General features: G+C 59.9%; 15 protein-coding genes. 6 read left to right on the top strand and 9 right to left on the bottom strand.

The features are described from left to right. Position 1: 1 nt before the first annotated feature. The 7 genes from ACZ89R_RS11260 to ACZ89R_RS11230 form a co-directional block, all read right to left on the bottom strand. A complete protein-coding gene (locus ACZ89R_RS11260; protein WP_429545763.1) occupies positions 2-1,327 on the bottom strand; it encodes a sigma-54-dependent transcriptional regulator in 1,326 nt (441 codons plus the stop codon). Beyond that, on the bottom strand, positions 1,327-3,087 hold the full coding sequence (locus ACZ89R_RS11255) for a sensor histidine kinase (RefSeq protein ID WP_429547866.1): 1,761 nt from the start codon (positions 3,085-3,087) through the stop codon (positions 1,327-1,329). Before ACZ89R_RS11255 ends, ACZ89R_RS11260 begins: the two co-directional genes overlap by 1 nt. A gap of 85 nt (positions 3,088-3,172) precedes the next feature. Further along, the gene (locus tag ACZ89R_RS11250) at positions 3,173-6,022 is read right to left on the bottom strand and encodes an RHS repeat domain-containing protein (protein ID WP_429545764.1); all 2,850 of its coding nucleotides are present in this window, start codon (positions 6,020-6,022) and stop codon (positions 3,173-3,175) included. Positions 6,023-6,026: 4 nt separating this feature from the next. Next, on the bottom strand, positions 6,027-8,783 hold the full coding sequence (locus ACZ89R_RS11245; protein ID WP_429545765.1) for an RHS repeat-associated core domain-containing protein: 2,757 nt from the start codon (positions 8,781-8,783) through the stop codon (positions 6,027-6,029). Next, a complete protein-coding gene (locus ACZ89R_RS11240; protein ID WP_429545766.1) occupies positions 8,780-13,303 on the bottom strand; it encodes a SpvB/TcaC N-terminal domain-containing protein in 4,524 nt (1,507 codons plus the stop codon). The genes ACZ89R_RS11245 and ACZ89R_RS11240 overlap by 4 nt, the downstream gene beginning before the upstream one ends. Before the next feature lie 294 nt (positions 13,304-13,597). Then, positions 13,598-15,121 (bottom strand): fumarate hydratase, encoded by a 1,524-nt coding sequence (locus ACZ89R_RS11235; RefSeq protein WP_095632211.1) that lies wholly within the window; start codon positions 15,119-15,121, stop codon positions 13,598-13,600. Between the two features lie 163 nt (positions 15,122-15,284). Further along, on the bottom strand, positions 15,285-16,067 hold the full coding sequence (locus ACZ89R_RS11230) for a hypothetical protein (protein WP_476241469.1): 783 nt from the start codon (positions 16,065-16,067) through the stop codon (positions 15,285-15,287). A gap of 590 nt (positions 16,068-16,657) precedes the next feature. Here ACZ89R_RS11230 and ACZ89R_RS11225 point away from each other — a divergent pair. From ACZ89R_RS11225 to ACZ89R_RS11215, 3 genes are all read left to right on the top strand, one after another. Continuing rightward, on the top strand, positions 16,658-17,764 hold the full coding sequence (locus ACZ89R_RS11225) for a GGDEF domain-containing protein (RefSeq protein ID WP_429384383.1): 1,107 nt from the start codon (positions 16,658-16,660) through the stop codon (positions 17,762-17,764). Continuing rightward, positions 17,757-18,692 carry an iron-sulfur-binding ferredoxin reductase gene (locus tag ACZ89R_RS11220; RefSeq protein WP_429545768.1) on the top strand — a complete coding sequence of 312 codons (936 nt, stop codon included), beginning with the start codon at positions 17,757-17,759 and terminating at the stop codon, positions 18,690-18,692. The genes ACZ89R_RS11225 and ACZ89R_RS11220 overlap by 8 nt, the downstream gene beginning before the upstream one ends. A gap of 134 nt (positions 18,693-18,826) precedes the next feature. Then, entirely contained in the window at positions 18,827-19,576 is a 750-nt protein-coding gene (locus tag ACZ89R_RS11215; protein WP_429545769.1) for an enoyl-CoA hydratase-related protein, read from the top strand. A 207-nt stretch (positions 19,577-19,783) separates the two neighbouring features. On the opposite strand, the gene pyk is transcribed toward ACZ89R_RS11215, so the two are convergent. Next, positions 19,784-21,235 (bottom strand): pyruvate kinase, encoded by a 1,452-nt coding sequence (pyk, locus tag ACZ89R_RS11210; protein ID WP_123501356.1) that lies wholly within the window; start codon positions 21,233-21,235, stop codon positions 19,784-19,786. 170 nt (positions 21,236-21,405) lie between these two features. Here pyk and ACZ89R_RS11205 point away from each other — a divergent pair, with 170 nt between their 5' ends. Next, positions 21,406-21,789, top strand: a complete 384-nt coding sequence (locus tag ACZ89R_RS11205) for a tetratricopeptide repeat protein (RefSeq protein WP_429545770.1) — start codon at positions 21,406-21,408, stop codon at positions 21,787-21,789. Positions 21,790-22,011: 222 nt separating this feature from the next. Further along, positions 22,012-22,371, top strand: coding sequence for a PilZ domain-containing protein (locus tag ACZ89R_RS11200; RefSeq protein ID WP_429545771.1), 360 nt, complete (start codon positions 22,012-22,014; stop codon positions 22,369-22,371). A 155-nt stretch (positions 22,372-22,526) separates the two neighbouring features. On the opposite strand, the gene ACZ89R_RS11195 is transcribed toward ACZ89R_RS11200, so the two are convergent. Then, positions 22,527-22,898, bottom strand: a complete 372-nt coding sequence (locus ACZ89R_RS11195; protein ID WP_429545772.1) for a DUF6124 family protein — start codon at positions 22,896-22,898, stop codon at positions 22,527-22,529. A 451-nt stretch (positions 22,899-23,349) separates the two neighbouring features. On the opposite strand from ACZ89R_RS11195, the gene ACZ89R_RS11190 reads away from it, so the two are divergent. Beyond that, positions 23,350-25,887, top strand: coding sequence for a hypothetical protein (locus tag ACZ89R_RS11190; protein WP_429545773.1), 2,538 nt, complete (start codon positions 23,350-23,352; stop codon positions 25,885-25,887). Positions 25,888-25,989: the final 102 nt, after the last annotated feature.

The following is a 25,989-nucleotide window of genomic DNA, read 5'->3' as shown; positions in this document are numbered from 1 at the left end:
ATTACACAAACATCTCCCGGTTCAACCCATGCCGCTGCATCTTTTCATTAAAGGTACGGCGCGGCAGTTGCAGCTCTTCCAGCACCGCTTTCACATCGCCTTTATGCCGGGTCAATGCCGCGCGCAGGCAATGGGCTTCGAAGGCTTCTTGCTGCGCCGCCAATGACTGGCCGGGATCGATCCCCGCCGGTTCCGGTTCGCCGAGGCCCAGCACTTGTCGTTCGGCGACGTTCGCCAGTTCACGCACATTGCCCGGCCAGTCGTGGCTCAGCAGATGGCTCAGTTGCGGCCCGCTCAAGGGCGCAAAGGTGCGCCCCAAACGCTCGGCGGCACTCTGGGCGAAGAACTCGAACAGCAGGGGAATGTCTTCACGCCGATCGCGCAATGGCGGCAGACGCAACTCGGCGACGTTCAATCGATAGGCCAGATCCTCGCGAAAGCGTCCGGCCCGGGCTTCATCCAGCAAGTCGGGTTTGGTCGCGGCGATGATCCGCAAGTCCACGTGGATACTCTGGTTGGAACCCAGGCGCTCAAGCTTCTGCTCCTGCAGCACCCGCAGCAGTTTCACCTGCTGGGCCAGCGGCATGCTTTCGATTTCATCGAGAAACAACGTGCCGCCGTCGGCGTACTCGAGCTTGCCGATGCGCTTGCCCTGGGCGCCCGTGAACGCGCCGCTCTCATGGCCGAACAGTTCGGCCTCAAACAACTGCTCGGGAATCGCTGCGCAGTTGAGTGCCACGAAGGCTTTGTCGGCGCGCGGACCGAAGTCGTGCAGGCAACGGGCAACCAGTTCCTTGCCGCTGCCGGTTTCGCCACGGATCAGTACATTGACCGGCAGCATTGCCAAATCCAGCACTTGGCGGCGCAGGGTCTGCAACCCACGGGACACCCCCAGCAGCGTGGCATCGAGTTTGGCGCGATTGTCCGCCTGCTCATGCAGCGCGCGGTTTTCCAGCACCAGTCGACGCTTGTCCAGCGCCCGGCGCAGACTGCTCATCAGGGCTTCCGGGCTGAAGGGTTTCTCAAGGAAATCGTAGGCACCGTCGCGCATCGCTTCGACGGCCATCGGCACATCGCCGTGACCGGTCAGCAGGATCACCGGCAAATCGGCATCGCGGCGCTGGACTTCAGCCAGCAGCTCCAGCCCCGTCATGCCGGGCATGCGCACATCGCTGAGAATCACCCCGGGGAAATGTCTGGGCAGTTGCGCCAGGCATTCGTCGGCGCGGCTGAACAGCTGCACCTCGAACCCTGAGAGGCTCAGCCACTGTTCGACAGCGCTGCGGATGCTGCTTTCGTCATCGACCACCATCACCGAATTGAGCATCAGGCAGGGACCTCCAGATCAATAGGCAGCGTCAAGGTGAATACCGCGCCGTTTTCGCCATTGTCAGCACTCAAACGTCCGCCTGCTTCGTGAACGATAGCGAAGGATACGGCCAGCCCCAGACCCAGGCCATCGCCCACCGGTTTAGTGGTGAAGAACGGATCGAAGACTTGTGCCAGATGCTCTTCGGCAATGCCGCCACCGTTATCGGCGACGGTCAGGCGCCACAATTGTTCATCGGCTTCGAGGCGGATTTCCAGACGTTTGCAGGGTTTGTCGTGCATCGCATCCAGGGCATTGCGCAGCAGGTTGATCAGCACCTGTTCCAGACGAATCGCATCGCCACGCACCCAGGCTGGGCGCGTCAGGTGCAGCACGAGACTGACGTTTTCGTCCCGCAAGCGCGTATCCAGCAACTGCAAGGATTGATCGACCACCGTCGCCAGGTCCAGCCGTTCACGCAGGCCGCTGGGGCTTTTGCGGGCGAAGGTTTTCAGGTGGCCGGTGAGCGCGGCCATGCGCGTGAGCATATCGTCCACCGGTTTCAGCGCCTTGTAAGCGTCTTCAACCCGACCATGATCGAGCAGCAGGCGCAAGGTCGCCAGTTGCATGCGCTGGGCAGTCAGCGGCTGGTTGATTTCATGGGCCAGCGCCGCCGACATTTGCCCCAGCGCCGCGAGTTTGGCCGATTGCACCAAGCCGTCCTGAGCGGTGCGCAAATCGCGGGTGCGTTCTTCCACCAGTCGTTCGAGTTCTTCACGGCTGCGCTGGCGCAATTTCGCCAGCCGCCAACGCTGATTGAGGAAGAGCAACAGAAACACCACGGCCAGCCACACCCCGGCGGCCGCGAGCCCGGCGTTGCGCAGGTCTTCGAAGGCTACCTGCGGGCGGCGCAGCAAGTGCAGCGTCCAGCCTTCAGTGGCCAGCGGCAGGGATTCCCAGAGGTAATCCGCCGTCCCCTCGGGGCCATTGACCCGGGTCAAATCACTGTTGTCGTCGAAGCGCCGCACCGAACGATATTCAAGCGGGGTCAGCGGCTGCTTGTCGTATTGGCGGGTGGTCTTGAGCTCAGTGTGATCGCTGGCGCTCAGCGGCCGCAGCAGGCGATAGCGCCAGCCTGGCTGATTGGCGATAAAGATGATCCCGCGCGCATCGCTGACCAGCAACGTGTCGCTGCCCTGGCGCCATTCGCGCTCCAGTTCCGGGAATTCGAGTTTGACCACCATGGCGCCGAGAAACTCACCGCTGTCGCTGGTTACCGCGCTGGACAGGAAGTAGCCGGGAATGCCGCTGGTCACGCCCACCGCATAAAAACGCCCGGTGCCCTGGGTGCGGGTCTGGCTGAAGTAGGGGCGAAAACCGTAATTGTGGCCGACGTAACTGCTGGGCAGGCGCCAGTTGCTGGCGGCCACGGCGAGGCCGGTGTGGTCGAGCAGTTCCAGGGTCGAGGACTGTGCGGCGCCGTTGATTTTTTCCAGTTTGCGATTCAATGCAAGCTGCTCTTCGGGGCTCACTTCACCGTTTAGCGCGTCGCGCAATTGCGGGTCCAGCGCCAGCACGGCGGGCAGGGCGCGGTAGCGTTCAATCAGCGTGTGCAGGGAGTTGGCGTACAACGCCAATTGCTGACTGGCGCGGGCGGCATCTTCTTCCAGCGCCTGGCGCTCGGCGTGGCGGATGGCCAAGGTGGCAGCCAGAACCGCACCGGCGACGATCAGCAGGGTGTACAGCGTCAGGCGTAACGTTCGGGAAGTCGCAAGCATGGCGTTGAAAACAGTCAGCAATACGGGCACGCACCATAACATGTTGCCAGGCGTGGCCCGTTTACCTCGGGTAAAACTTGTCGATTCAGGCGGCCTTACGACTGTTCCTGTGGTCCCGCACGGAGCCCAGGAGATTGTTGAGAATACCGGTGATTTTTCCCGTTTCCTGATCCAGCGCTTGAATATCGATCCCGCCTATTTTGTCTATGGAAAGCGCGTCGGCAAATTCGTGAATGCCTCGCATGCTTGAGTCAATCGCGCCTATGAGATTGAGAATGCCGCTTTCGAATTCGGCCATTTTTTCGTCTGATTTTCCCCGACTGGCCCCTATTGCTTCATCAACTATCTCAGGTAGCCCCACCAAGATGTTTATGCCACTGCTGATTGCGCTCACGGCTTCCGAGGGCAGTCCGGTGAGTGTTGCCTTTAACAGTTGGCTGGAAGCCTGAGCAGTAGCTTCTTTGGTCAGCTTTAACTGCGATTTCTGAGAGCTGAAGTTCATGTTCTGATATTTGGCTTTTATGTATTCAACGGGATCCATCTGTTTGTATTCGGCTTTTTTTATAATTTTATCGGCCGTCAGCTTTGTGGTTTTCAAATTGACCGAAGCGCTCAAACCTGTTCTTTCGGCCACATAGTCCACAAGACCGCTGACGGCAAATTTGGCGGCGAACCCCAGCCCCGCACCTACCACGTTACCGATCCCCGGCGCCGCGGCGCCCAAGAGCTGGCCGCCGAGACCGACGAGAAACCCGATGCCATAGCTGATGGCCTTTCCTCCCGCCAGCACCAACGTTCTGCGCGTCGTCGCAAGTGCAACTTTCGAGTCTGAGCCCATATTGCTGAGTTGCTCGCCGGCATCGCGCACGCGGCCTTTAGTGATCCCCAGTATTTCGATATGACGCGTCACTTGCTTGTTCATTTGATCTTTCATATGGCGTGTTGCAATGGCTTGCCTGTTCTTCGCATAGCTGGCGTTTTCTGAGGCAATGATCCTGGCGATACCCGCGTGGAAATCGGCCATGGTTGGCATTTTGACTTCGCCATTGATGTCGACGTAACCGACTGGATTGTTGCCAACGAATGCATACAGATTCAGCCCATCCACATCCCCCGCCGGGTCTGCACTGATCCAGCGCTGCAACCACGGCGCGTAATAACGGGCACCGTAGTAATACAACCCGCTGGCATCCATTTCCTTACCCGAATAGCGAATGGTCTTGTAACTGGCTTCCAGCGCCGAGCGGGTCGCCCACCACGCGGTGCCGCCGAAGGCATAGTAGAACTCCTGGCTAATCACCCCGGCGCCGCGATCCAGTTCCAGCGAGCACGAGCCCAGGTGGTCGTCGAGACTGTAGCGCAGTTGATCGTCTTCGATGCCTGCGGGCTGGCCGCTGATCCAGTGCAGGCAACGGGCGCCCGGCAGGACGATGACGTGCAACTGCTGGCCGTCGCGGTCATGAATTTCCAGTCCGGGCAAATAGCGCACTTCGCGCAGATGAGGACCGTTTGAAGTGTAGGTCAACCAGCTTTTGTAGACGCGCTCGCCCTGGCTATAGCGGTAGGTTTCTTCGTCATCGTCCAGACCGTTGCTGTGCTTGAGCAACGTCACTTTAGTCAGTTGATCGCGGCTGTTCCATTCAAGCGGCAGGGTGCCGGGTTGCCGATTCAGCTGATTGCCGTGCGGGTCGAAGTGATCGCCGAAAACCGGTTCGGCGTCGCCTGGTTTCCAGCGCACGCCACGGTTGCTGTGTGGGTCGATGCGCATCTCTTGCGTGAACATGTTGCCTTTGCGCATGTGCCGCAACTCGACCAGATTGTTACCGGCGTCGTACTGATAATGTTCGGTGTAGTTGAAGCGACGCCCGGGGTCGATCGGCTGGATCGGCGAGGGCAGGCCCGGTTGCAGGTGGGGGATATCGCCCTCGAAGCCGCTGCTTTCGGTCAGGCGGTACAGCGAGTCATAGGTGAAAGTGCGATGGCCCTCAACCCGTTGGTTGGCGAAATACACGGTGGTGAGGGTGGGGTCGTCGATGCGCAACACGTTACCCATCGGGTCGTAGCTGTAGCGCATATCCTGCAGGGGATCTTCCTGGTCCTTCTGTGCCAGCAAACGAAGCAGACGACCGTCGGCCGGGTCGTAGAACCAGCTGCTGCGTACACCGTTGCCAGCGAGTTGATCGCTCAGCTGACCGGCGGCGTTGTAGTGGGCTTCGCGCAAAACCGGTTCCGACGAAGTGGCACCGGCCAGCTGTAACGACACCTGGTTGAGTTGCCCGGCGAGGTCATAGTGCGACAGTTGTTGGTGGCCGCCGGCATCGGTGTGGGCGAGCAGGCTGCCGAGCGGGCTGAAGAGGTGACGGCTGGTGAAGGTGTCGCTGTTTCCGGCAAAGGTGCGGGTTTCAGCCAACGGCTGGCCGAGCAGGCCGTAGCTGCTGAAACTCAGGGTGCCCGACGGATCTACCTGTTCGAGCAACTGGCCGCGCAGGTTATGGCCCGGGTCCGCGTTACTGTCGGCATAGCTGAAGCGTTCGACGTCCGGCTGCGTATTTTCTTCGATGGCGATCGGCCGTAGCTGGTCGTCGTAGCGGGTCTGCCAGTGATGGCCGCGCTGATCCCAACGCTGCAGCACTTCGCCCGCCAACCCCGGCAGGCTCAGGCGCCAGCCGGCATCGACGCTGTCGACTTTCAGCGGCCCGCCGGTCAGGTTGTAGACCATGGCCAGATTGGACTTGGGCGCGGTGTCGAACAGGCGCGGATCCCATTGCGCGATCAACCGCCCCGCCGCGTCATGGTGCTGTCGGGTGACGAGTGTTTGTACCGGACCGACAGCATTGCTACGCAGGTAGGCGACCTGCCTGACAGGCAGATTGCGCGGGTCGTTGACACTCAATTGCGGTGTGCCTGAATGCACCGAAGCGGTTTTCCGGTTCATAGCGTCAGGCCGCCCTTGATGATGTTTTTTTCGTGACGTAGGCGCGATATCTGCCAAGTGTGTGTTGAACTTCGCCGATGCTATACAGCGCAGCTTCTGCAGAGGGGCGTATGGACGAACGCTCAGTCATTCGGGAGTTGCTGGCGGCTACACGTCCCAGTCCAACGTCGATCAAGTAATCGCTGGTGCTTGCATAGAACTGATTAATACCCAATTCATCGAACGCAGCAGTGGCGGATTCCGATGAATTGATGACGCTTTCTCGCAAGGAATCGAGCATTGAGTCATAGAGGTCGATTTCTCTTGGGGTTAATAGCTGTTCGGCTTTTGTTGCATCTTTGGCTACTTTCAAAAGCTCGGCCAACTCAGACACCCCAGGCAAAATGGCGCCGCCAACGGAGTCCCGTACAATCGCGGCGAGCGCTCTGATGTTTTCTGCTTTTTCCGGCCATGTCGCGGGATAGGGGTTGAAACTGTCGAGAGGACTGTTCGAGCGTCCGGAACTTTGATCCCGGATGGATTGCGGATCCAGATCCGAGGGGCGTGGCAAAATAGGTGTATCGAATTTGAGCGGTGACATTAACAGTGCGTACGCCGCATTGGCCTTGTCTGCAGTGAAGTTGCCCAATGTAAGGCCCTGGAGTTCTCCAGGAATGCTGGAAGCAGAAAAAGCGTCACCGGTCGTTTTAAATGCGCTGAAGTAACCAACGGCAGCGCGGCCGGAAAGATAAACAAAGTTTTTGAGTATCTTCAGTCGGAAGTCGGCAGGAGAGGTCAAGTCAGTGAACTGTTGTTTAACTTCGCTCAGGTTTTTTGGAACGGCCGAGAGATATTTCAGTTCGTCGACGATGACCTGGCGTTGCTGGGCGGGCGTTTTGTTTTTGCCACTATTGTCGAAAAAGCTCAGTGGATTGTTCCCGACAAACCCATACAGATTCAGCCCATCCACATCCCCCGCCGGATCGGCACTCACCCAGCGCTGAAGCCACGGTGCGTAGTATCGGGCGCCGTAGTAGTACAGCCCGCTGACATCCATTTCCTTACCCGAATAGCGCACGGTCTTGTAATCGGCCTCCACCGCCGACGATGCCGCCATCCATGCGGTGGCGCCGAACGGGTAGTAGCCTTCGTGGCTGATTAGCCGGGCCTGTTGGTCCAGCTCCATCAGGCAAGAACCCAAGTGGTCATCCAGGGTGTAGCGCAGTTGATCGGCGTCGATACCCGGCGGTTTACCGGTCACCCAATGCAGGCACCGTACGTTGCCGAGCCCGATGGCGAGGGTGATGACGTGCAGTTCTTCACCGTTGTCCCGGGTGCGGATCTCCAGTCCCGGCAGGTAGCGCACATCGTGAAAATGGCTCGTGGCGGTATGGGTTTCCAGACGCTTGTGGACCCGTACCCCCTGGCTGTAGTGGTAAAGCTCTACGTCGTCGGGGCCATTGTCGCGATCGACCAGTGTCACCGATTGCAATTGATCGCGCGTGTTCCACTGCAGGTTTTGCCCGGGCTGCAAGACCTGGAGGTTGCCGTGGCGGTCGAACAGGCTGTCAAACACCGGCGCGGGATCGCCCCTGACCCAGCGCACGCCACGGTTGCTGGCGGGGTCGATGAACATCTCGCGGGTATGGCTGGCACCCTCGCGCACATGGCAGAGTTTGATCAGGTTGCCGCCGTCGTCGTACTGGTAAGTCTGCGTGTAGTTGAGCCGGTTGGCGGGGTCGGTGGGTTGTGGGCGGCCTGGAATGTCCGAGGGCGGGCCGTCGTCGTAACCGCTGGCGCTGTGCAGTCGATACAACGAGTCATAGCTGAACTCGCGATGGCCATCGATGCGCTGGTTGGCGAAATGCCGGGGCGTGAAAACATGGTCGAGCAGGCGCGTGAGGTGGCCTGCCGGGTCGTAGACATACTCGAAGTTCTGAAAGGCCGGCGCCTGGTTTTTCTGTGAGGAGTGCCGTAGCAGGCGCCCGTCGGCCGAGTCGTAGCGCCAACAGCTGATCACACCGTTACCCGCGTGTTGCTCAATGATTTGTCCGGCGGCGTTGTACTGCGCGTCCAGCAACACCGGTTGCCAGCCCGTTTGCCCGTTGAGCTGCAACTGCACCTGTTTGAGCTGCCCGGCGAGGTCGTAACGCGATTGCTGCCGATGATCGCCGGCATCAACCAGCTCGAGCACGGTGCCCAAGGGGCCGTAGGTGCGGCGGCTGACAAACGTCTGGGCATCTTGGAAGGTGCGGGTTTCGCGCAGCGGCTCATCGCTCAGACCGTAGCTGTCGAGGCGCACGCTGCCCGACGGATCCACCTGCTCGAGCAACTGCCCGCGCAGGTTGTGGCCGGCGTCGGCCGAGGCTGTGGCGTAGGTGTAGGTTTCGACGTCCGGCTGCGCGTTTTCCTCCACAGACACCACCCGCAACTGGTTATCGTAAGTGCTGCGCCAGTGATTGCCGCGCGCGTCCCAACGGTGCAGCGCTTCCCCTGCCAGCCCTGGCAGGCTCAGGCGCCAACCGGCATCGACGCTGTCAACGCAGAGCGATTCGCCCGCAAGACTATAGACGCGGGCAAGGTTGGGTTTGGGGGCCGTGCCGAACAAGCGCGGATCCCATTGCGCCACCAGGTGGCCGGCCGCATCGTAATGCTGGCGGGTTACCAGGGCGGTTGCCGTGTCACTGGCAACCGTACGTAGATAGGCGACCTGGCGGACCGGCAGGCCACGGCCGTCATTCACCGACAGTACGGGAGTGCGCCAATGGACATTGGCCGTCATGACGATGCCTGCGGCGGCAGCGTCTCATCGGTGTCGTTGAAGTCTTCGCTGACGTGATACCAAGGGTGATAGGTATCGCGGGAGAAATAGCCTTTGGCGTTGATCAGCTTGATCGGCCGGCCCGCTACGTCATAGAACAGTTGATCGAAATGGCCTAGCTCGCGCAGGGACTGGTCGTTGACGTAGTGATGGGTGTTGGCAAAAAACGGCCGATACTGCCGGACGGCCTGACCTTTGTTGTTGTAGTCCACCCGTTCGCTGATGCGCCAGCGCGGGTCGGCGAACTCCTCGAGAAATTGACCATTCTCGATGATCAGTTTGCCGTCGGCATCCACCGCGTAGGCCATGCCGGGCTCGACCCGTTGTTGGGTTTGCAGCGCCCGGCCAAAACCGTCCACGCAAGCTTTAACGATTTGAATCTGTGCCGGTTCCCTGTCGTAGGGATAACGGTCGGCGCTGAGGATGACGCTGTGCACCGGCTCGCGGTGAACCGTGTCGATGAGTCGGCTCAACGCCTGTTCCGCCGTCGTCAGCGGACTGCGTCGCTGCAACCGCAGGCGCGCGCTGGCGCGGATGTGCCCACTGGGCAGAACATAACCGTCCGCGATCCAGGCGTCGCGCCATTCGGCGGTCTCGCTGGCGAAGGGAGGAAGCTGTCCCATCCAGCTGAACAAGTCTTTGCGCAACGTACTGGCGGCGTTTTGCACGGCGGCCGGCGGGTCGTCGATGGCCGGGTCCGGCCGATGATCCTCCGGCCGCACGTATTCGCTCAGCGGCCGGAAGCCGGCGGCGCTGCCATTCTCGGTGCCGTAAAAACTGAGGGCCAGCGGCTGTCCGGAAGGTTCGTAAAGGGCTTCCTGAACGTTGTCGTTGGCATCGATGATGCGCAGGGGTTGCAGCGCGTGATAGTCGTATTCGATCCGGGTCGTACAGCCGTCCGGCAGCTCGACGCTTTTAATCGTCAGGCCATAGTCGTCGTATTCGGCCGTCGTCTCGCCGTGGCTGAGGGTTTCGCGGTATTTGCGCACGCTGTAAAAACCGGCGAGGTCGTCGTAGCTGGCGAAACCATAGTGGGCGGACCACAGATTTTCTTCGTTGTCTGCCGGGAACGACGGCTCGAACAGAAGCGACATGGGGGCATAACCGATGTTGGCCAGTTCGTCGCGGATGTCGAAGGGCGGCGGCAGGTCGCCATAAGCGTCGAGCGCCGTTTTATCCAGTTGCGCCACTTCCAGAGGGCCGGCCAGGGCTTCGAACTCCGCCCGGCCATTGGGCAGCGGCGACTGATCGGCCGTCTTGAGATACCGCTGCACCGACTGTCGGGTCAGCACACGCAAGGCATTCCATTGCGGCGAAGCCTGATGCCGGGTCAGTTCCTCATACGACACTTGAGCCGGTTCCAGGCCGCTGGGGAGCGGGCCTTTGGGCAACACTAGCGCATTGCCGCGTTGCTCCCAGGGTAACCCGAGCCGCCAGTGCTGGGGGTCCTCGTCCAGGTCGATGAACCGGGCGCGGGTTTCGTCCACGTACCAGTTCTGCTGAGCGTCGTCATGAGCGTCCCGCCACCACTGCTGTTCATCTGGATCGGTAAAGGGCGGCGTGTCGGCTGCGGCCCGGCGCCGCGCATAGTTGACGGTCAGCGCGTGAGTGGGCAGGCCGTAGGCGTTCCACCGCAGGGTCACGTCATGACGGCACAGCGGGTCGTCGACACAGCGTTCGTACTGGTAGCTGATCGTCTCCAGCGCCAGGGGTAGCAGCACCGCCGCGGCATACAGTTCACCGCGGGGCCGTACTTCGCGAACCAGATAGCGGTGCTCTTGCACCGAGTAAGGCTGCGCCGTGGCCGGGTCATCCTGAGCGGCATAGGTTTCGATTCTGGCGACCGAGCCAACCAGTGCCCGGGCGATTTCGTAGCGGGTGGTATCGTCGGGCGGTGTCACGGGCTCATCACACTCATCATTGGCGTGATAACGGCTGAACAGCGTGTCTCCCAAGGGGAAGGCCTCGGTGTCGCGATCGAAATAACCCTCGCGTGGCCTGTCCATGGACTGCCCGGTATGGAACCAGGTGCACACCCGTACCGGTGCCGTGAAGCCAATATCGTCGTCGCCCGTGGCGGTCTCGCTGTCGGTTTGTCGCAGTTGGCCAAAGCCGCGGAACTCGCGCTCCTTGCCGTCGTAAACACCCTTGCGATAGGCAAACGATTGGGTCAGGCAATTCCCCGTGACTTCATCCAACTGGCGCTGTTGATGCACGACCTGGACGGGGAAGGGTAAAAAGCACGCCGGGACCTCTGTCGGGTTGGCCACGAGCCGTTCTTGCTTTTCGTCCAGCCATTCCTGCGCGCAGCTGCGATAGACCGCCCGGGCGCTGCAGCCCATGTTGTTGTTGCTGGCCGTCAGCAGGTACGGTTTGGCGGCGACAAAGTCATAGCGCCAATGCTGCGGTTTCATGTGCGGCACCGTGAGGATCAGGCTGGCACAGCCCAGGCCTTGCAGGTCGGCGAAGGTGACCTGGCACAGAGGGTCGTAACGCACGTCCTGCGGCCAGGGCACAACGATCGGCGTCTGCTCCAGCCCGTTGCCGCCACGGTTCAGGTAAATCTCGAATGCAGCGGATTTCAGATAGATCAGTGCCGGTGCGCCGGACCCGTCGAGATCGGCGATTCGCACCCGTGCGGAATCGAATTCGCCGTACTCGAACGGCAAGGCGCTGATCACCCGTCCCTGGCCGAATTTGCCGTGCCCCAGATTTGGCCAGCATTCGATTTGGTCATGCCGGATGCGGCACAGCTCGGTCATGTCGCTGCCCAGCAGGTTGCCCAGCAGCACCAGCTCACTGGAGGAATTGCTGAACAGAGGGAGCCGGTCATCCAGTGGCTCATGCGGCGTTTCTTCGGCCGGGGCAAATCCTTGCTCGCGACGATTGGCGTACAGGCGCACGCATTGCGGACCGATCAGCCCCAGGGAATTGAGCCCGTCTCCCGAAAAATCACCCAAGTGGGAAAGGGTGTTGAAAAACTCCAGCGGAAACGCATCAAAGGCGATGGATGCTGCCCAGTTGCGATCGGCCTTCAGCGTGCGGAATACGCTCATGCCCGGTTGGGCACTGATCCAGTCGAGGCGGCCATCCCCAGTCAGGTCGGTGAGTACCTGATGCACGGGTTGGTTGCGGTTCGCGACGGGGATTTTGTCCAGCGCTGTCCAGGGCCCGTAGCCGATGTCATCGGGCCCCGACGAGGCCCGTAGCGGTTCTCGGTAATACCAGTTCTGGTCATAGCGGCAGAGAACGCCTGGCACGCCTTCACCGTACAGGTCGACACTCTGGTAGTACTGGCTATCCTCGATGCCTGGCATGTTGTCCGCTTCAAGCCATCGTGTGGGCGTTTGATTGATCTCGAATGGCGAGTAGTCGAACTCCACCGGTGGGCTGTTTTCCACGGCACCGCTGGCGTCGTAGGCCTGATAGTGGGCGGCGGTTACCTGGCTGAAGGTCCATGCCGGTGTGTTTTTTGAGTACTCCAGCAACAGACGTCGCACCAGCACTGGCTCGACGTCCAGTTCGGTAGGGAAGTAGTGGAACATCAACACTTGCCGGCAGAGTCGGCGCGTGCCCGTTTCAAAGCCCTGCCCATAAGACGAGAAGGCGTCCGCGCGCGTCAGCCAGGGGCGCAGTGTGCCGCCGGCATATTCGGGTTTTTCGGTCAGCGACGTGCTGCGCTCGCCGTAGTCGAACAGCAGATGAAAATGCCAGTCCAGGTCAGCCGGGTTTTCCATCGTCCAGGTATACAAATCCTTGCTGGCCGTGAAGTTGCCGTAGAACACCCGATGCAGGTAACGCTGGGCGCGGTAGTCATGGACGGGGTCGGCGTCTTGATCATCGGCTTTGTAATCGAAGCAAATATGTTCGCCGTGGGTGTTCATGCTTTCGCACAGCAGCCAGGTGCCCACGTGTAGCGGATCGTCGGGATCGGCCCGGCGCGAAGACGTGGTTTTGCCGTACACGTGCAGTGAGCCATCGGCGTTGTGCACCAGCCAGAATGTTGGTGGATTCGCCTCTCTTGACCGGCTCACCCGTTGCCAGCGTTCTCGCAGGGCAAAGCCCTTTTCGCCCTGTGGGCTATAACGCACCACGCTGTGCGGGCCGATGTCGACGCCGTTGTAGCTACTTTCGAGGCGGGACTTGAGTGTTTTGTCTTCGTTGCGTTCGGGCTCCCAGATTTTGCCGTCGTCACCGATGATTTCGTCATGATCGGTGTAGCGCGGCACACCTTTGTGGGTGCGGCGGCTGATCTGGCCGACCCCCAGGCTCCAGCCGATGCCGAACGGCCCGTTACCCGCCTGGCTGCTGTAACTCAGGGACAGTTGCGGATCCCAACCCCGCCCTGCGGAAGCTGGTATCGGCAGTTCGAAGGCTGCCGCTCCGGTCGGGCCCACGGCGACCCAACTTTTGCCGATGGTGGCGATCGATGCGCTTTTCGCGATGGACGGCGTCGTGATGCTGAGGTCTTGATCTGCCATGGTTTCATCCAATGCGCACGGTGGGCGTGGGTGGACTAACGCTATCAAGAAGGGGAAGAGACGTAACCTGTCAGATCTGACAGGTGAAGGCGATTTTTTTAGAATGATTGGGTTGCAAGGCGTGGCTTTTTATCGCGATTGCAACCATTAAAGCCTAATGAGAGCGATGTTGAATGTGATGGCCTCATCGCGAGCAGGCTCGCTCCCACAGGGTTTTGTGGTGTTGGGTCGATCGACAAAAAAACGGCCGGGTCATCTGGGGGATGACCCGGCCGTGTTTGGAGAGGGTTGCGCTTACTGCACTTCCACCGCCAGGCTTTCACTGATCTTTTTCTGCCAGATGGCAGGACCGGTGATGTGTACCGACTCGCCCTTGCTGTCGACCGCAACGGTCACAGGCATGTCTTTGACGTCGAACTCGTAGATCGCTTCCATGCCCAGTTCGGCGAAAGCCACCACGCGGGATTTCTTGATGGCTTGCGCCACCAGGTAAGCCGCGCCGCCGACAGCCATCAGGTAAACGGCTTTATGGTCCTTGATCGCTTCGATCGCGGTAGGCCCGCGCTCGGATTTGCCGATCATGCCCAACAGGCCGGTTTGCTCGAGGATCTGACGGGTGAACTTGTCCATCCGCGTCGCAGTGGTCGGGCCGGCCGGGCCAACCACTTCTTCGCGTACCGGATCGACCGGGCCGACGTAGTAGATGAAGCGACCCTTGAGGTCCACCGGCAGGGTTTCACCCTTGTTCAGCATCTCGACCATGCGCTTGTGCGCCGCGTCGCGACCGGTGAGCATTTTGCCGTTGAGCAGGACGGTTTCGCCCGGCTTCCAGCTCTGCACTTCTTCCGGCGTCAGGGTATCGAGGTTGACGCGACGGGCCGATGGGCCGGCTTCCCAGACGATTTCCGGGTAGGCGTCCAGCGGTGGCGCTTCCAGCGAGGCCGGGCCGGAACCGTCGAGCACGAAGTGCGCGTGACGGGTGGCGGCGCAGTTAGGGATCATGCACACCGGCAGGGACGCGGCGTGGGTCGGGTAATCCATGATCTTCACGTCGAGCACGGTGGTCAGGCCGCCCAGGCCCTGGGCGCCGATGCCCAGTTGGTTGACCTTCTCGAACAGCTCCAGACGCATCTCTTCGATACGGTTCTGCGGGCCGCGTGCTTTAAGCTCGTGAATGTCGATGGATTCCATCAACACTTCCTTGGCCATTACCGCGGCTTTCTCGGCGGTGCCGCCGATGCCGATGCCGAGCATGCCCGGTGGGCACCAGCCGGCGCCCATTTCCGGAACGGTCTTGAGTACCCAGTCAACGATCGAGTCGGACGGGTTGAGCATGGCCATTTTCGACTTGTTCTCGGAACCGCCACCCTTGGCTGCCACGTCCACTTCCACGGTGTTACCCGGAACGATGGAGTAGTGGATAACGGCCGGGGTGTTGTCCTTGGTGTTTTTGCGAGCGCCCGCCGGGTCGGCGAGGATCGAAGCACGCAGGACGTTTTCCGGCAGGTTGTAAGCCCGGCGTACGCCTTCGTTGATCATGTCGTCCAGGCCCATGGTGGCGCCATCCCAACGAACGTCCATGCCCACGCGCACGAACACGGTAACGATACCGGTGTCCTGGCAGATTGGGCGGTGGCCGGTAGCGCACATGCGCGAGTTGATCAGGATCTGCGCCATGGAATCGCGGGCTGCCGGCGATTCTTCACGCAGGTAGGCCTCGTGCATCGCCTGGATGAAATCCACGGGGTGGTAGTAGGAAATGAATTGCAGGGCGTCGGCAACGCTCTGAATCAGGTCGTCTTGCTTGATCACGGTCATGAGTCGCGCTCCTCTAAAAGACGGGAACATTCAATAAGGTGCTTGCAGCTTGGGTGCATCGGTCGGTTGCAAGCACCTTTCAAGGCACGCCGGGCATGCTGGCGCGACGCTAAAAAGGCGCGGCAGTATACCGCGCCTCGATGGCGGGCACATCCGTTGACAGTCAAACGTTGGTCGCATAGGTCGGTGTTGGCTGTCGTGCCCCGATATTTGTCGTGGCTCCTGCATTGATAGCGTGCGACCGTGAGATAACGGGTGTACCCCAACCCCTGTAGGAGCTGGCGAAGCCTGCGATCTTTTGACTTTGCTCTTTTTTGAAGTTGCCGAAGAGCAAGATCAAAAGATCGCAGCCTTCGGCAGCTCCTACATTGATAGCGTGCGACCGTGAAATAACGGGTGTACCCCAACCCCTGTAGGAGCTGGCGAAGCCTGCGATCTTTTGATTTTGCTCTTTTTTGAAGTTGCCGAAGAGCAAGATCAAAAGATCGCAGCCTTCGGCAGCTCCTACATTGATAGCGTGCGACCGTGAAATAACGGGTGTACCCCAGCACATTGATAGCGTGCGACGTTGAAATAACGGTGTACCCCAACCCCTGTAGGAGCTGGCGAAGCCTGCGATCTTTTGATTTTGCTCTTTTTTGAAGTTGCCGAAGAGCAAGATCAAAAGATCGCAGCCTTCGGCAGCTCCTACATTGATAGCGTGCGACCGTGAAATAACGGGTGTACCCCAACCCCTGTAGGAGCTGGCGAAGCCTGCGATCTTTTGACTTTGCTCTTTTTTGAAGTTGCCGAAGAGCAAGATCAAAAGATCGCAGCCTTCGGCAGCTCCTACATTGATAGCGTGCGACCGTGAGATAACGGGTGTACCCCAACCCCTGTAGGAGCTGGCGAAGCCTGCGATCTTTTGACTTTGCTCTTTTTTGAAGTTGCCGAAGAGCAAGATCAAAAGATCGCAGCCATCGGCAGCTCCTACATTGATAGCGTGCGACCGTGAGATAACGGGTGTACCTCAATCCCTGTAGGAGCTGGCGAAGCCTGCGATCTTTTGACTTTGCTCTTTTTTGAAGTTGCCGAAGAGCAAGATCAAAAGATCGCAGCCTTCGGCAGCTCCTACATTGATAGCGTGCGACCGTGAGATAACGGGTGTACCTCAATCCCTGTAGGAGATGGCGAAGCCTGCGATCTTTTGACTTTGCTCTTTTTTGAAGTTGCCGAAGAGCAAGATCAAAAGATCGCAGCCTTCGGCAGCTCCTACATTGATAGCGTGCGACCGTGAGATAACGGGTGTACCCCAACCCCTGTAGGAGCTGGCGAAGCCTGCGATCTTTTGACTTTGCTCTTTTTTGAAGTTGCCGAAGAGCAAGATCAAAAGATCGCAGGCTTCGGCAGCTCCTACAGGGGGAACGGGTCATGGCTTTGACGCCAGTTTTCTGCCCCGAAAATTGAATGGTCATTTATCAGACTCGCCACTAAAGTGGCATCCGGCCTGTAGAGTAGGACACTCGATCAGCCTCCTTCCCCACGGTGAATCAGCGATTGACCCATAACGCCATTCAGCGGCTTTTGCTTAAACGCTTTGCCCTCGCAGCTGGCACCTACGCCCTGGCTTTGCTGCTGCTGTGGCTGGCGTTTTTCACCGGTCACTACCAGGAATCCGTCACCGGCATGGCGATCGGCAGCGCGTTGGTGGTGCTCAGCCAGGCGGTGTTGTTCGCGGTGTTCTCCAGCGGCCGCAACCTGCGTTTTTCCGACCCGAGCCTGACCGAAGTGCAAATACTGCTGGGGCTGGGTTGGCAAACCTGGCTGATCGCCCATCTGGACGAGGCGCGCGGCGTGTTTCTGGTGTTTTACCTGCTGATTCTGTTGTTCGGGCTGTTTCATCTTTCGCGCATGGCTTTCGCCCGTTGCGCGTTTCTGGTGTTTTTCAGTTTCAGCGCCATCACCTTGTGGGAGGGCTATCACTTTCAGCTGCCCGACCCGACGCTGGCCCTGTTGCAGGTGTGCGTACTGTTGGTGGTACTCGCGTGGCTGGTGCTTTACGCCCGTTACGTCCAGATGTCGCGCCAGCGTATGCGTCAGCGGCGGTTTGCCTTGCAGGCGCATCAGGACACCCTGCGCGGGATGATGCGCCAGCTCGAAGGTTTGGTGGCGACCGATGAACTCACCGGGCTGTTCAACCGCCGGCATTTCCTGCGCCTGGCCTCCCGGGAGTTGAACGCCATGGAAGCCGATGTGGTGCATGGCCTGGCGTTGATCGACCTCGATCACTTCAAACGCATCAACGATGTTCATGGCCATGCCGCCGGCGATCAGGTGTTGCAAGCGTTTGCCGGAGTGGCCACCGCCTGCCTGCGCGATGGCGATGTTCTGGCCCGCTATGGCGGTGAAGAGTTCGTGGTGCTGTTGCCCGATTGCGATGCCGAGCGCCTGACGGCGTGTTGTGAGCGGTTGCGCATTGCGTTCATGGATGTCGAATTGGTCGGCCTGGATGTGCGCAACCTCAGCCTGTCGGTGGGCATGACTTTGTTGGCGCTCGGCGACGATCTGGATGACGCCTTGCACCGCGCGGATCAGGCGCTGTATCGCGCCAAGCGTGATGGTCGTAACCGTTGCGCGGCGGCCTGGGAGAATGTCGATGCCTGAGTTACGGGTCGGCGAACGCCAATGGACGGTGGCGGCGGGGAGCAACCTGCTCGATGCTTTGAATCAGAACGGCGTGTCGGTGCCCTATAGCTGCCGCGCCGGCAGTTGCCATGCGTGCCTGGTTAAATGTGTCGAGGGCTTGCCCAGCGACAGCCGTCCCGATGCCTTGAGCCATGAGCAGCGTCAGCAAGGTTGGCGGCTGGCCTGTCAGTGCCAGGTGGTCGACGATCTGCAAGTCGAAACCTTTGACCCGCTGCGTGATGGACTTGCCGCTCAAGTGGCCGCCAGCGATTGGCTGAGCCCCAGCGTTTTGCGTTTACGCCTGACGAGTGAGCGACTGTTGCGCTATCAGGCGGGGCAGCATCTGGTGTTGTGGGCGGGCCAGATTGCGCGGCCGTATTCCCTGGCCAGCCTGCCGGAAGAAGATCGCTTTCTGGAGTTTCACCTCGATTGCCGTCAGCCGGGGGAGTTCAGTGATTCGGCACGCCAGTTGAAAATCGGCGATCCGATCCGCCTCGGTGAGTTGCGCGGCGGAGCGTTGCACTACGACCCGGACTGGCACACCCGACCGCTGTGGCTATTGGCGGCCGGCACCGGTCTGGGGCCGTTGTTCGGTATTTTGCGCGAAGCATTGCGTCAGGATCACCAGGGCGCCATCCGTGTCATTCATCTGGCCCATGATGCGGGTGAGCATTATCTGGCCAAACCCCTGCAAGCCATGGCCGCCAGCCGTGAAAACCTTAGCGTCGAGCTGTGGACCGCGGCCGAGTTGCCCGCGGCTTTGGCACAACTGCGCCTTGTTTCGCGGCAAACCCTGGCCTTAGTCTGCGGGGCCCCCGACAGCGTCGACGCCTTTGCCCGGCGCCTGTACCTGGCGGGTTTGCCGCGCAATCAACTGCTGGCGGATGTCTTTCTACCCCGTGGTTGAGCGCTGATTTCTCTGTGGCGAGCGAGCTTGCTCGCGCTGGGCTGCGCAGCGGCCCCAAAAGTTTGTGAGCGCTGCGCACTCAAGCGCGAGCAAGCTCGTTCGCCACAGTTGATCCTCTCAGATCAGGACTCACCATGCCCGATACCCTCCAGTTTGAACGCGAGCGCGGCCTGCTGACCCTGCGCATCAATCGCCCCGAGAAGAAAAACGCCCTGACGCGTGCCATGTACAGCCAACTGGCGGAGGGTTTGCGGCTTGCCGACAGCGACCCCGAAATCAATGCGGTACTGATCACCGGTGGCGTCGAGTGCTTCACCGCCGGCAACGACATCTTTGATTTCCTCCAGCAACCCCCGAGCAACCTCGACAGCCCCGTGTTCCACTTCATGCTCAATTTGCTCGAGTGCCGCAAACCGGTGATCGCCGCCGTGGCCGGTGCAGCAGTGGGGATCGGCACGACGATGCTGCTGCATTGCGATCTGGTTTACGTCAGCACCGACGCCCGGTTGCGCATGCCGTTCGTCAACCTCGGGTTATGCCCTGAGTTCGGCTCCAGTCTGATCCTGCCGCGAATGCTCGGGCATGCCAAAGCGGCGGAGCTGTTGTTGCTGGGCGAAGGTTTCAGTGGTGAACAGGCAGCCGCGTGGGGGATCGCGACTGAAGCCTTGGACAGTGGCGACGCGGTGTTGGCCAAGGCGCGGGAGATGGCGTTGCGTTTCGAGTCGTTGCCGGCGGAGGCGGTGCGCATCAGCAAGCAATTGATGAAAGCCCCGGATCGGGAACAGATACGCAAAGTGATAGAAGAAGAGGGCGCGTTGTTCACCCAGCGGCTGCGTTCGCCGGAAGCGATGATGGCGTTGTCGGGGTTTATCAATAGGCACTAAATGTGTGGAGATCGGGCTGACGCCATCGCGAGCAGGCTCGCTCCCACAGGGTTTTGTGGTGGTCGCTTGATTTGTGAACAACTCTGGCCAATGTGGGAGCGAGCCTGCTCGCGATGAGGCCCGCCCAGGCAACACAACTTTCGGCTCAAAAACCAAAAAGCCCCGCCATTCACATGGCGGGGCTTTTGTTTTTCAGCGCTCGATCACTCAGACCATCTTGTCGCCAACGTGCAGGATTTTCATCCCGTTGGTGCCGCCGGTGGTGTGGTAGCTGTCGCCCTTGGTCAGGATGACCCAGTCGCCTTTCTCGACCACACCCAACTTGAGCAACTCGTCGATCGCGGCCTGGCTGACTTGCTCAGGCGGCAAGGACGCCGGGTCGAACGGTACGGTGTAGACGCCACGGAACATGGCCGCGCGGGCCTGGGTTTCGCGGTGCGGGGAGAACGCGTAGATCGGCACCGAGGAACGGATGCGCGACATGATCAACGGCGTGTAGCCACTTTCGGTCAACGCGATGATCGCCTTCACGCCCGGGAAGTGGTTGGCGGTGTACATGGCCGCCAGCGCGATGCTCTGGTCGCAGCTTTCGAAGACCTTGCCGATGCGGTGGCTGGAGGTCTTGCTGGTCGGGTGCTTTTCAGCGCCGATGCAGATGCGCGCCATGGCTTGCACGGCTTCCAGCGGGTACAAACCGGCAGCACTTTCGGCCGAAAGCATCACGGCGTCGGTGTAGTCGAGCACGGCGTTGGCTACGTCGGAGACTTCGGCGCGGGTCGGCATCGGGTTCTGGATCATCGACTCCATCATCTGGGTCGCAACGATCACCGCTTTGTTGTGGCGGCGTGCATGCAGAATGATTTTCTTCTGAATGCCCACCAGTTCGGCGTCGCCGATTTCCACACCCAGGTCACCACGAGCCACCATCACCGCGTCGGAGGCTTTGATCAGGCCGTCGAGGGTTTCGTCGTCGGCCACGGCTTCGGCGCGTTCGATCTTCGCCACCAGCCAGGCAGTACCGCCGGCTTCGTCGCGCAGTTGACGGGCGTATTCCATGTCGGCAGCGTCGCGCGGGAAGGACACCGCGAGGTAGTCGACTTCCATTTCGGCTGCGAGCTTGATGTCGGCCTTGTCTTTTTCGGTCAGGGCCGGTGCGGTCAGGCCGCCGCCGCGACGGTTGATGCCTTTGTGGTCCGACAGCGGGCCGCCGATGGTCACGGTGCAATGCAGCTCGGTGGCGGTGGCGGTATCAACGCGCATCACCACGCGGCCGTCGTCGAGCAGCAACTCGTCGCCCACGCCGCAGTCTTTCACCAGGTCCGGGTAGTCGATGCCGACTACTTGCTGGTTGCCTTCGGTCAGCGGATGGCTGGTAGAGAAGGTGAATTGATCACCGATCTTCAGCTCGATCTTCTTGTTGGCGAATTTGGCGATACGGATTTTCGGGCCTTGCAGGTCACCCAGCAGGGCGACGAAGCGGCCGTGCTTGGCAGCGAGGTCACGCACCAGCTTCGCGCGAGCCTTGTGCTCGTCGGGGGTGCCGTGGGAGAAGTTCAGACGGGCGACGTCCAGGCCAGCCAGAATCAGCTGTTCGAGAACTTCCGGCGAGTTACTGGCCGGGCCAAGGGTAGCGACGATTTTGGTGCGACGGACGGACATGCATAGACTCCTGAGTTCAAGCGCTAGCAGAGGCTACTATGGTCTTTGGGTGTAGTCATTGTTCGTTTGCACTACTTATTAGTTTCTTTATTGAACGCGACAATCGGCACAAACCGTCCTGAAGATTTCCGCCCAAGGGTCGATACAGAGCTCAAGACAGGAGATCCCCCATGCGATTCGTGCTCATTGCCGCCCTTGCCATTAGTGCCCTCAGTGTCACGGGCTGCACCCGTTGGTCGATGAACCATCATTTGAATAATGCCTACAGCGCCTACGAGCGCGGCAACTGCGAGCAAGTGATGCTCGAACTGTCCAAGGTCGAGCGTGCCAGCCATGCGCGGCCTTATGTGTGGCCGGAAGTGTCGATGATGCGCGGCCAGTGTCTGGAGCGGCAGAAGCTGTTTATCGATGCGGCGCAGACTTACCAGTTCATCATGGCCTCTTACCCGCAAAGCGAATACGCCTACCGCGCCCGTGCCCGCCTGGAAACCCTGCAGAGCCTGGGCCATTACCCGACCCGCAGCGCGGCGGCGGTGCGTGCGACACGGTTCTGATTGTCATGCGACAGCGGTGAGCTATAGTCCAATGGATCGGTTTAGAGCCTTGCCTCTAATTCGAGGTAACACCTGTGATCGGCAGCAGTAAGCGACAGCGGTTGGAAGGACTGTCGCACCAGGATCGGGGAGAGCGCGGCTGATGCCTCTAAAACAATAGAGCAGGCCCGTTCCGAAGTATTGGTGCGGCCCTGCTCAAGGGCCTTGCGTAGCGAAATCAGCATGTTCACTGACCGCCGGATCGAGCGGCATCAACTGCCGTATTTTCTCAAAGTGTTCAACAGCGTCACCGACAAGCCTATCGGCTTTCTGGGTAATCTGTCCGAGGACGGGCTGATGTTGATCAGCCAGTTGCCGATGATGGTGGGCGCCGATTTTAATCTGCGCCTGAAAATCCCCATGGATGGCGATTGTCAGCAGGTGATCGACCTCAATGCCTGCTGTCTGTGGTGCCATGAAGACGCAACCCCCCACCACTATGACGCCGGCTTCAGCCTGCAACGGGCACCGCCGGAGTATGGGCAATTGGTGGAGGCGTTGAGGCAGTACTTCAGTTTTCAGCCGTTGCCTGCTTCTGCCTGAAAGCAAAAGATCGCAGCCTGCGGCAGCTCCTACATTGACCGCGTTCGCCGCTGTTAACACGGATGAACGTAAGGATTGATGTTCACCGCACTATCGCGGATGACCATCGATCCCCTGTAGGAGCTGCCGAAGGCTGCGATCTTTTGATCTTTGCTTTATGCCGGGCTGATCGCCCGCTCGATATCCAGCGACCGCTCCGCCAGCATCAACCCCATCTCGCTCATCTGATAAATCGCCATCGCCAGATGCCGCTGTTTGTCTTCCAGGCTGTCCGCCAGGTCCAGCAGCAGAAGGCTCACCGAAGAAAAGGTTTCATAGGTCTGGATGATGAGGGCTTCGGGGTTTGCATCAGGTACGACGGTGAACATTTTCATGGCACGGTCCTGGGATGAGCGCTGCGATTCGATGGCGGGTTTGAGGTAGTGGTCGAGGGCCTTTTCGGCGGCGGCGTGGAGCTTTTTTGTATCGAGGGAGGCGTAGGGGGAAACCGGGTCGGTTTCGGGTGGATTTGGTGTTGCTTTGAACATATCTCATTTCTCCGTGATGGGGCTGCCACCCGGCTCGCGACTAAACGAGGGGTGGCGGCTGGACGCAGGTTAGTCGACCGGGGAGAAATGAAAACCGGCGCGCCCGAGGGCGCCCTGCGTACAGCCACCATCAAGTGCGGGGATAGGGAAGACCCGACTGGATGACGCTTATACACATCATTTCACCACCGGGCGACTAAACCCGATCGCTGATTGGCAGCGACGCGGATCAAGTTACGGGGCATGACCAAAGTGCACAAGCCGGCGGATTCTGGCGGATCTGTAGGCAACGACGCAAGGCCGTGTAGTCACTTGCCAAACTTTGTAGGAACCGCGCGAAGACGCCGGGGTGGGGCGTTACCGTTCGTCAGAACTGTCAGATTTAACAGGTGTCAGGCAAGGAGCATGACGACACATCATGTGTTCCTCCCAACCCTGTGAGGTGACGATCATGACGGATGAAACACAGCGCGCTGCCACTGATGATCCCAAGACACAGGACCCCATAAATAATGTCCCGTTGGCTATCTACCCGTCATCCGGTTTGGACGTCAAAGGTCCTCCGGTGTATGTCTGGGGAACCGGAGTCTATGGCATCAATGCGTGGGTGCAGGTCATTGAAATAGTCAACGGCCAGCGGGTGCAGGTGGGGTCGGGAATAACCAGTTCGGCATTTTGGAGTGCGAGATGTAACTTCAGTCAGAGCAGTGGAGAGAAGACCTTCATCGTAAAATATGTCAACTCTGTCCTCGAAAGTGCCCCCCGTACGTTTACGTATGAGTACGATCCAATCACAGGCGACCCGCCCACCATTGACAGCCATGAGAACGGTTCTGCCGTCGACGTGTCCGTACTGATTGGAGGTGTTGGGAGGCATTCGGCCATTGTCCGGGCCTATCGGGATGGAACGGAGGACCTTTTAGGCAGTTCCGTCGTGGGCTATGTCGGAAATGATCCCGGTCCCTTCCCTGAACGCTGGAGAATGCAACTCTACAATCTTCCCGCTGGCAATTTCACCATCACGGCTACGCAGACTACCCTTCTAGGTACTTCACCGCGTAGTGAGCCTTTGATGCTCAGGGTGCGGCCACCCCTGCTGGCAAACATCGCGGTGACCTTCCCAACCAATAACACGGTGAAGTTCTCAGGTGCCGGCTATCTCGATGCCAAGGTCGAGATCACTGTTATCAGCCCGAGTGGCGCGACGCCGCCCCCCGTTGTCGATGTGGTCAACGGTAGTTGGGAAACGACCGCAACGGGCTGGCAACCGGGCGACTACACCCTGAAGGCAATACAAAGTGTTGTCGATCATGCCGGTGGCAGGATTGAGTCGCACGCGTATGAGTTCTCCGTCAAGGTGTTGCTATTACCGCCTACCGAAGTGATTTTCGACACGGACTACAGGCCCACCTTCTCCGGCAAGGGCTATACCGGGGCGACGGTTTCCGTGAAGGATCAGCCTGATGGAACCCAGGTTGCGCCCCCTGTTACGGTCCGCAACGGGGTATGGTCGAGCCGTGCGTCGAGCGAGTGGGGGCCGACCTGGCAGCGCCTTGTCCGCGTCGTGCAGCAGAGGGGTGATTTAACATCGGACCCGGTTGACATGACGGTGACCATCGCACCATTGGCGCCAGTCATTACCCGTCTTGAAGATAACGGGTTCTCACCTCATATTTTCGGCGCTTGCTGGCCAGGGGCTGTCGTTAACCTCAAGTACAGCGATAGCGACATGGTGCATCATCCTTCTGGTGCCAATGGCAGTTGGGACTTTCGCCGTGAAACTGACTTTTCACAGGGTGTTATCCATACAGTCACCGTAACCCAGACCACCGCACAGCAAACCTCACTGTCGGCATCCGAAACATTCACGGTGCAAAGGCAACTCCTCAAACCGGTGATCACTCACCCTTCGCCAAACGAGGAAGTGGGGCGCGACTTGATTGTTCAAGGAGAGGACGGCGTTGCGGGTGCAACAATGCATCTGTGGGACGCCCAATTTGGCAGGCCTCTGGGCGAGCCCGTGCTGCTGTCCCGTTACGGCGCCTGGTCAGTGGAACTCAAGGGGCTGGCGTTTCGCCTATACACCATTGACGCTGTGCAGGCCCACGGTGAGCGGGAGTCTGAACGTAGCGACTATTGCGTCTTTAACGTGGTGCTATTGCCTCCGGAGATCGAGGTACCGCAATCGGGAGAAGATCGGCCGCGAACCTCGATCATTTCAGGCTCCGCTATGCCGGGCGGTGAGGTGACCGTCCGGCTACAGGGCAGTGTCGAGCCTTTGCTCAGGAACCTTCCCGTCGACGACAACGGCCATTGGGAAGGCGAAGTGACTTTGCCGATCGGGACAAAAACCATCCGGGCCATGCAAACCTTCAACCAGCAGACCTCCCGAGAGAGCCCCCCGCTGACCTACAACGTTGTCCCGGCTGCACCGTTTATCGAAACCCCGGCTGAAGACGAAAGCGCAGGGCAGCAAGTGGTGGTGTCAGGGTTTGGCTACGCAGGAGATACGGTGACGGTCAGGCTTGAGGATGCGCCGGACACGGCTCTTGGGCAGGCCACAGTGCTTGAAGACCGGAGCTGGTCGGTGCCGGTCATGATCGACCGCCCCGGTGGCAGTCATCGATTGATTGCCGTGCAATCGCGCGACGGCTTTGACTCCGCCCGGTCAGCTGAGCGATCGATTCGGGTGGGCGCCTACCTGCCGCAGATTGACGTACCGACCGAGGGTGCCCGGGTCACTGACCCGGTGCTGTTCGAGGGGCAAGGCCAGCCCGGCATAGGTGAAGTGACAGCCTGGTTCAATCCAGATCAGGTGTTGGCCGATGCCGTGGGGATCGCTAACGGCGTTTGGCGGGCGACGTCCCGACATACGCTGCGACTCGGTGGCCAATGGGTCCGGTTTCGTCAGGACCTTACGGGGGGGGAATCTGCCTGGGTCGAAAGCCAGCGCTTTGAGGTCGACCCGCCAGAGCCTCCCCGTAAATAGCCCTCTTGCGCTTCCGACAAACGGTCGTCTCTACTGTCATTTATGACAGTAGACGCCGGCCTTGAGGCAGCATCAAATCCGAGCGACGGGTTGTACAGATCA

The sequence above is a fragment of the Pseudomonas sp. TE3728 genome (assembly GCF_056279145.1).
This window is presented reverse-complemented; position numbering and strand designations above follow the sequence as displayed.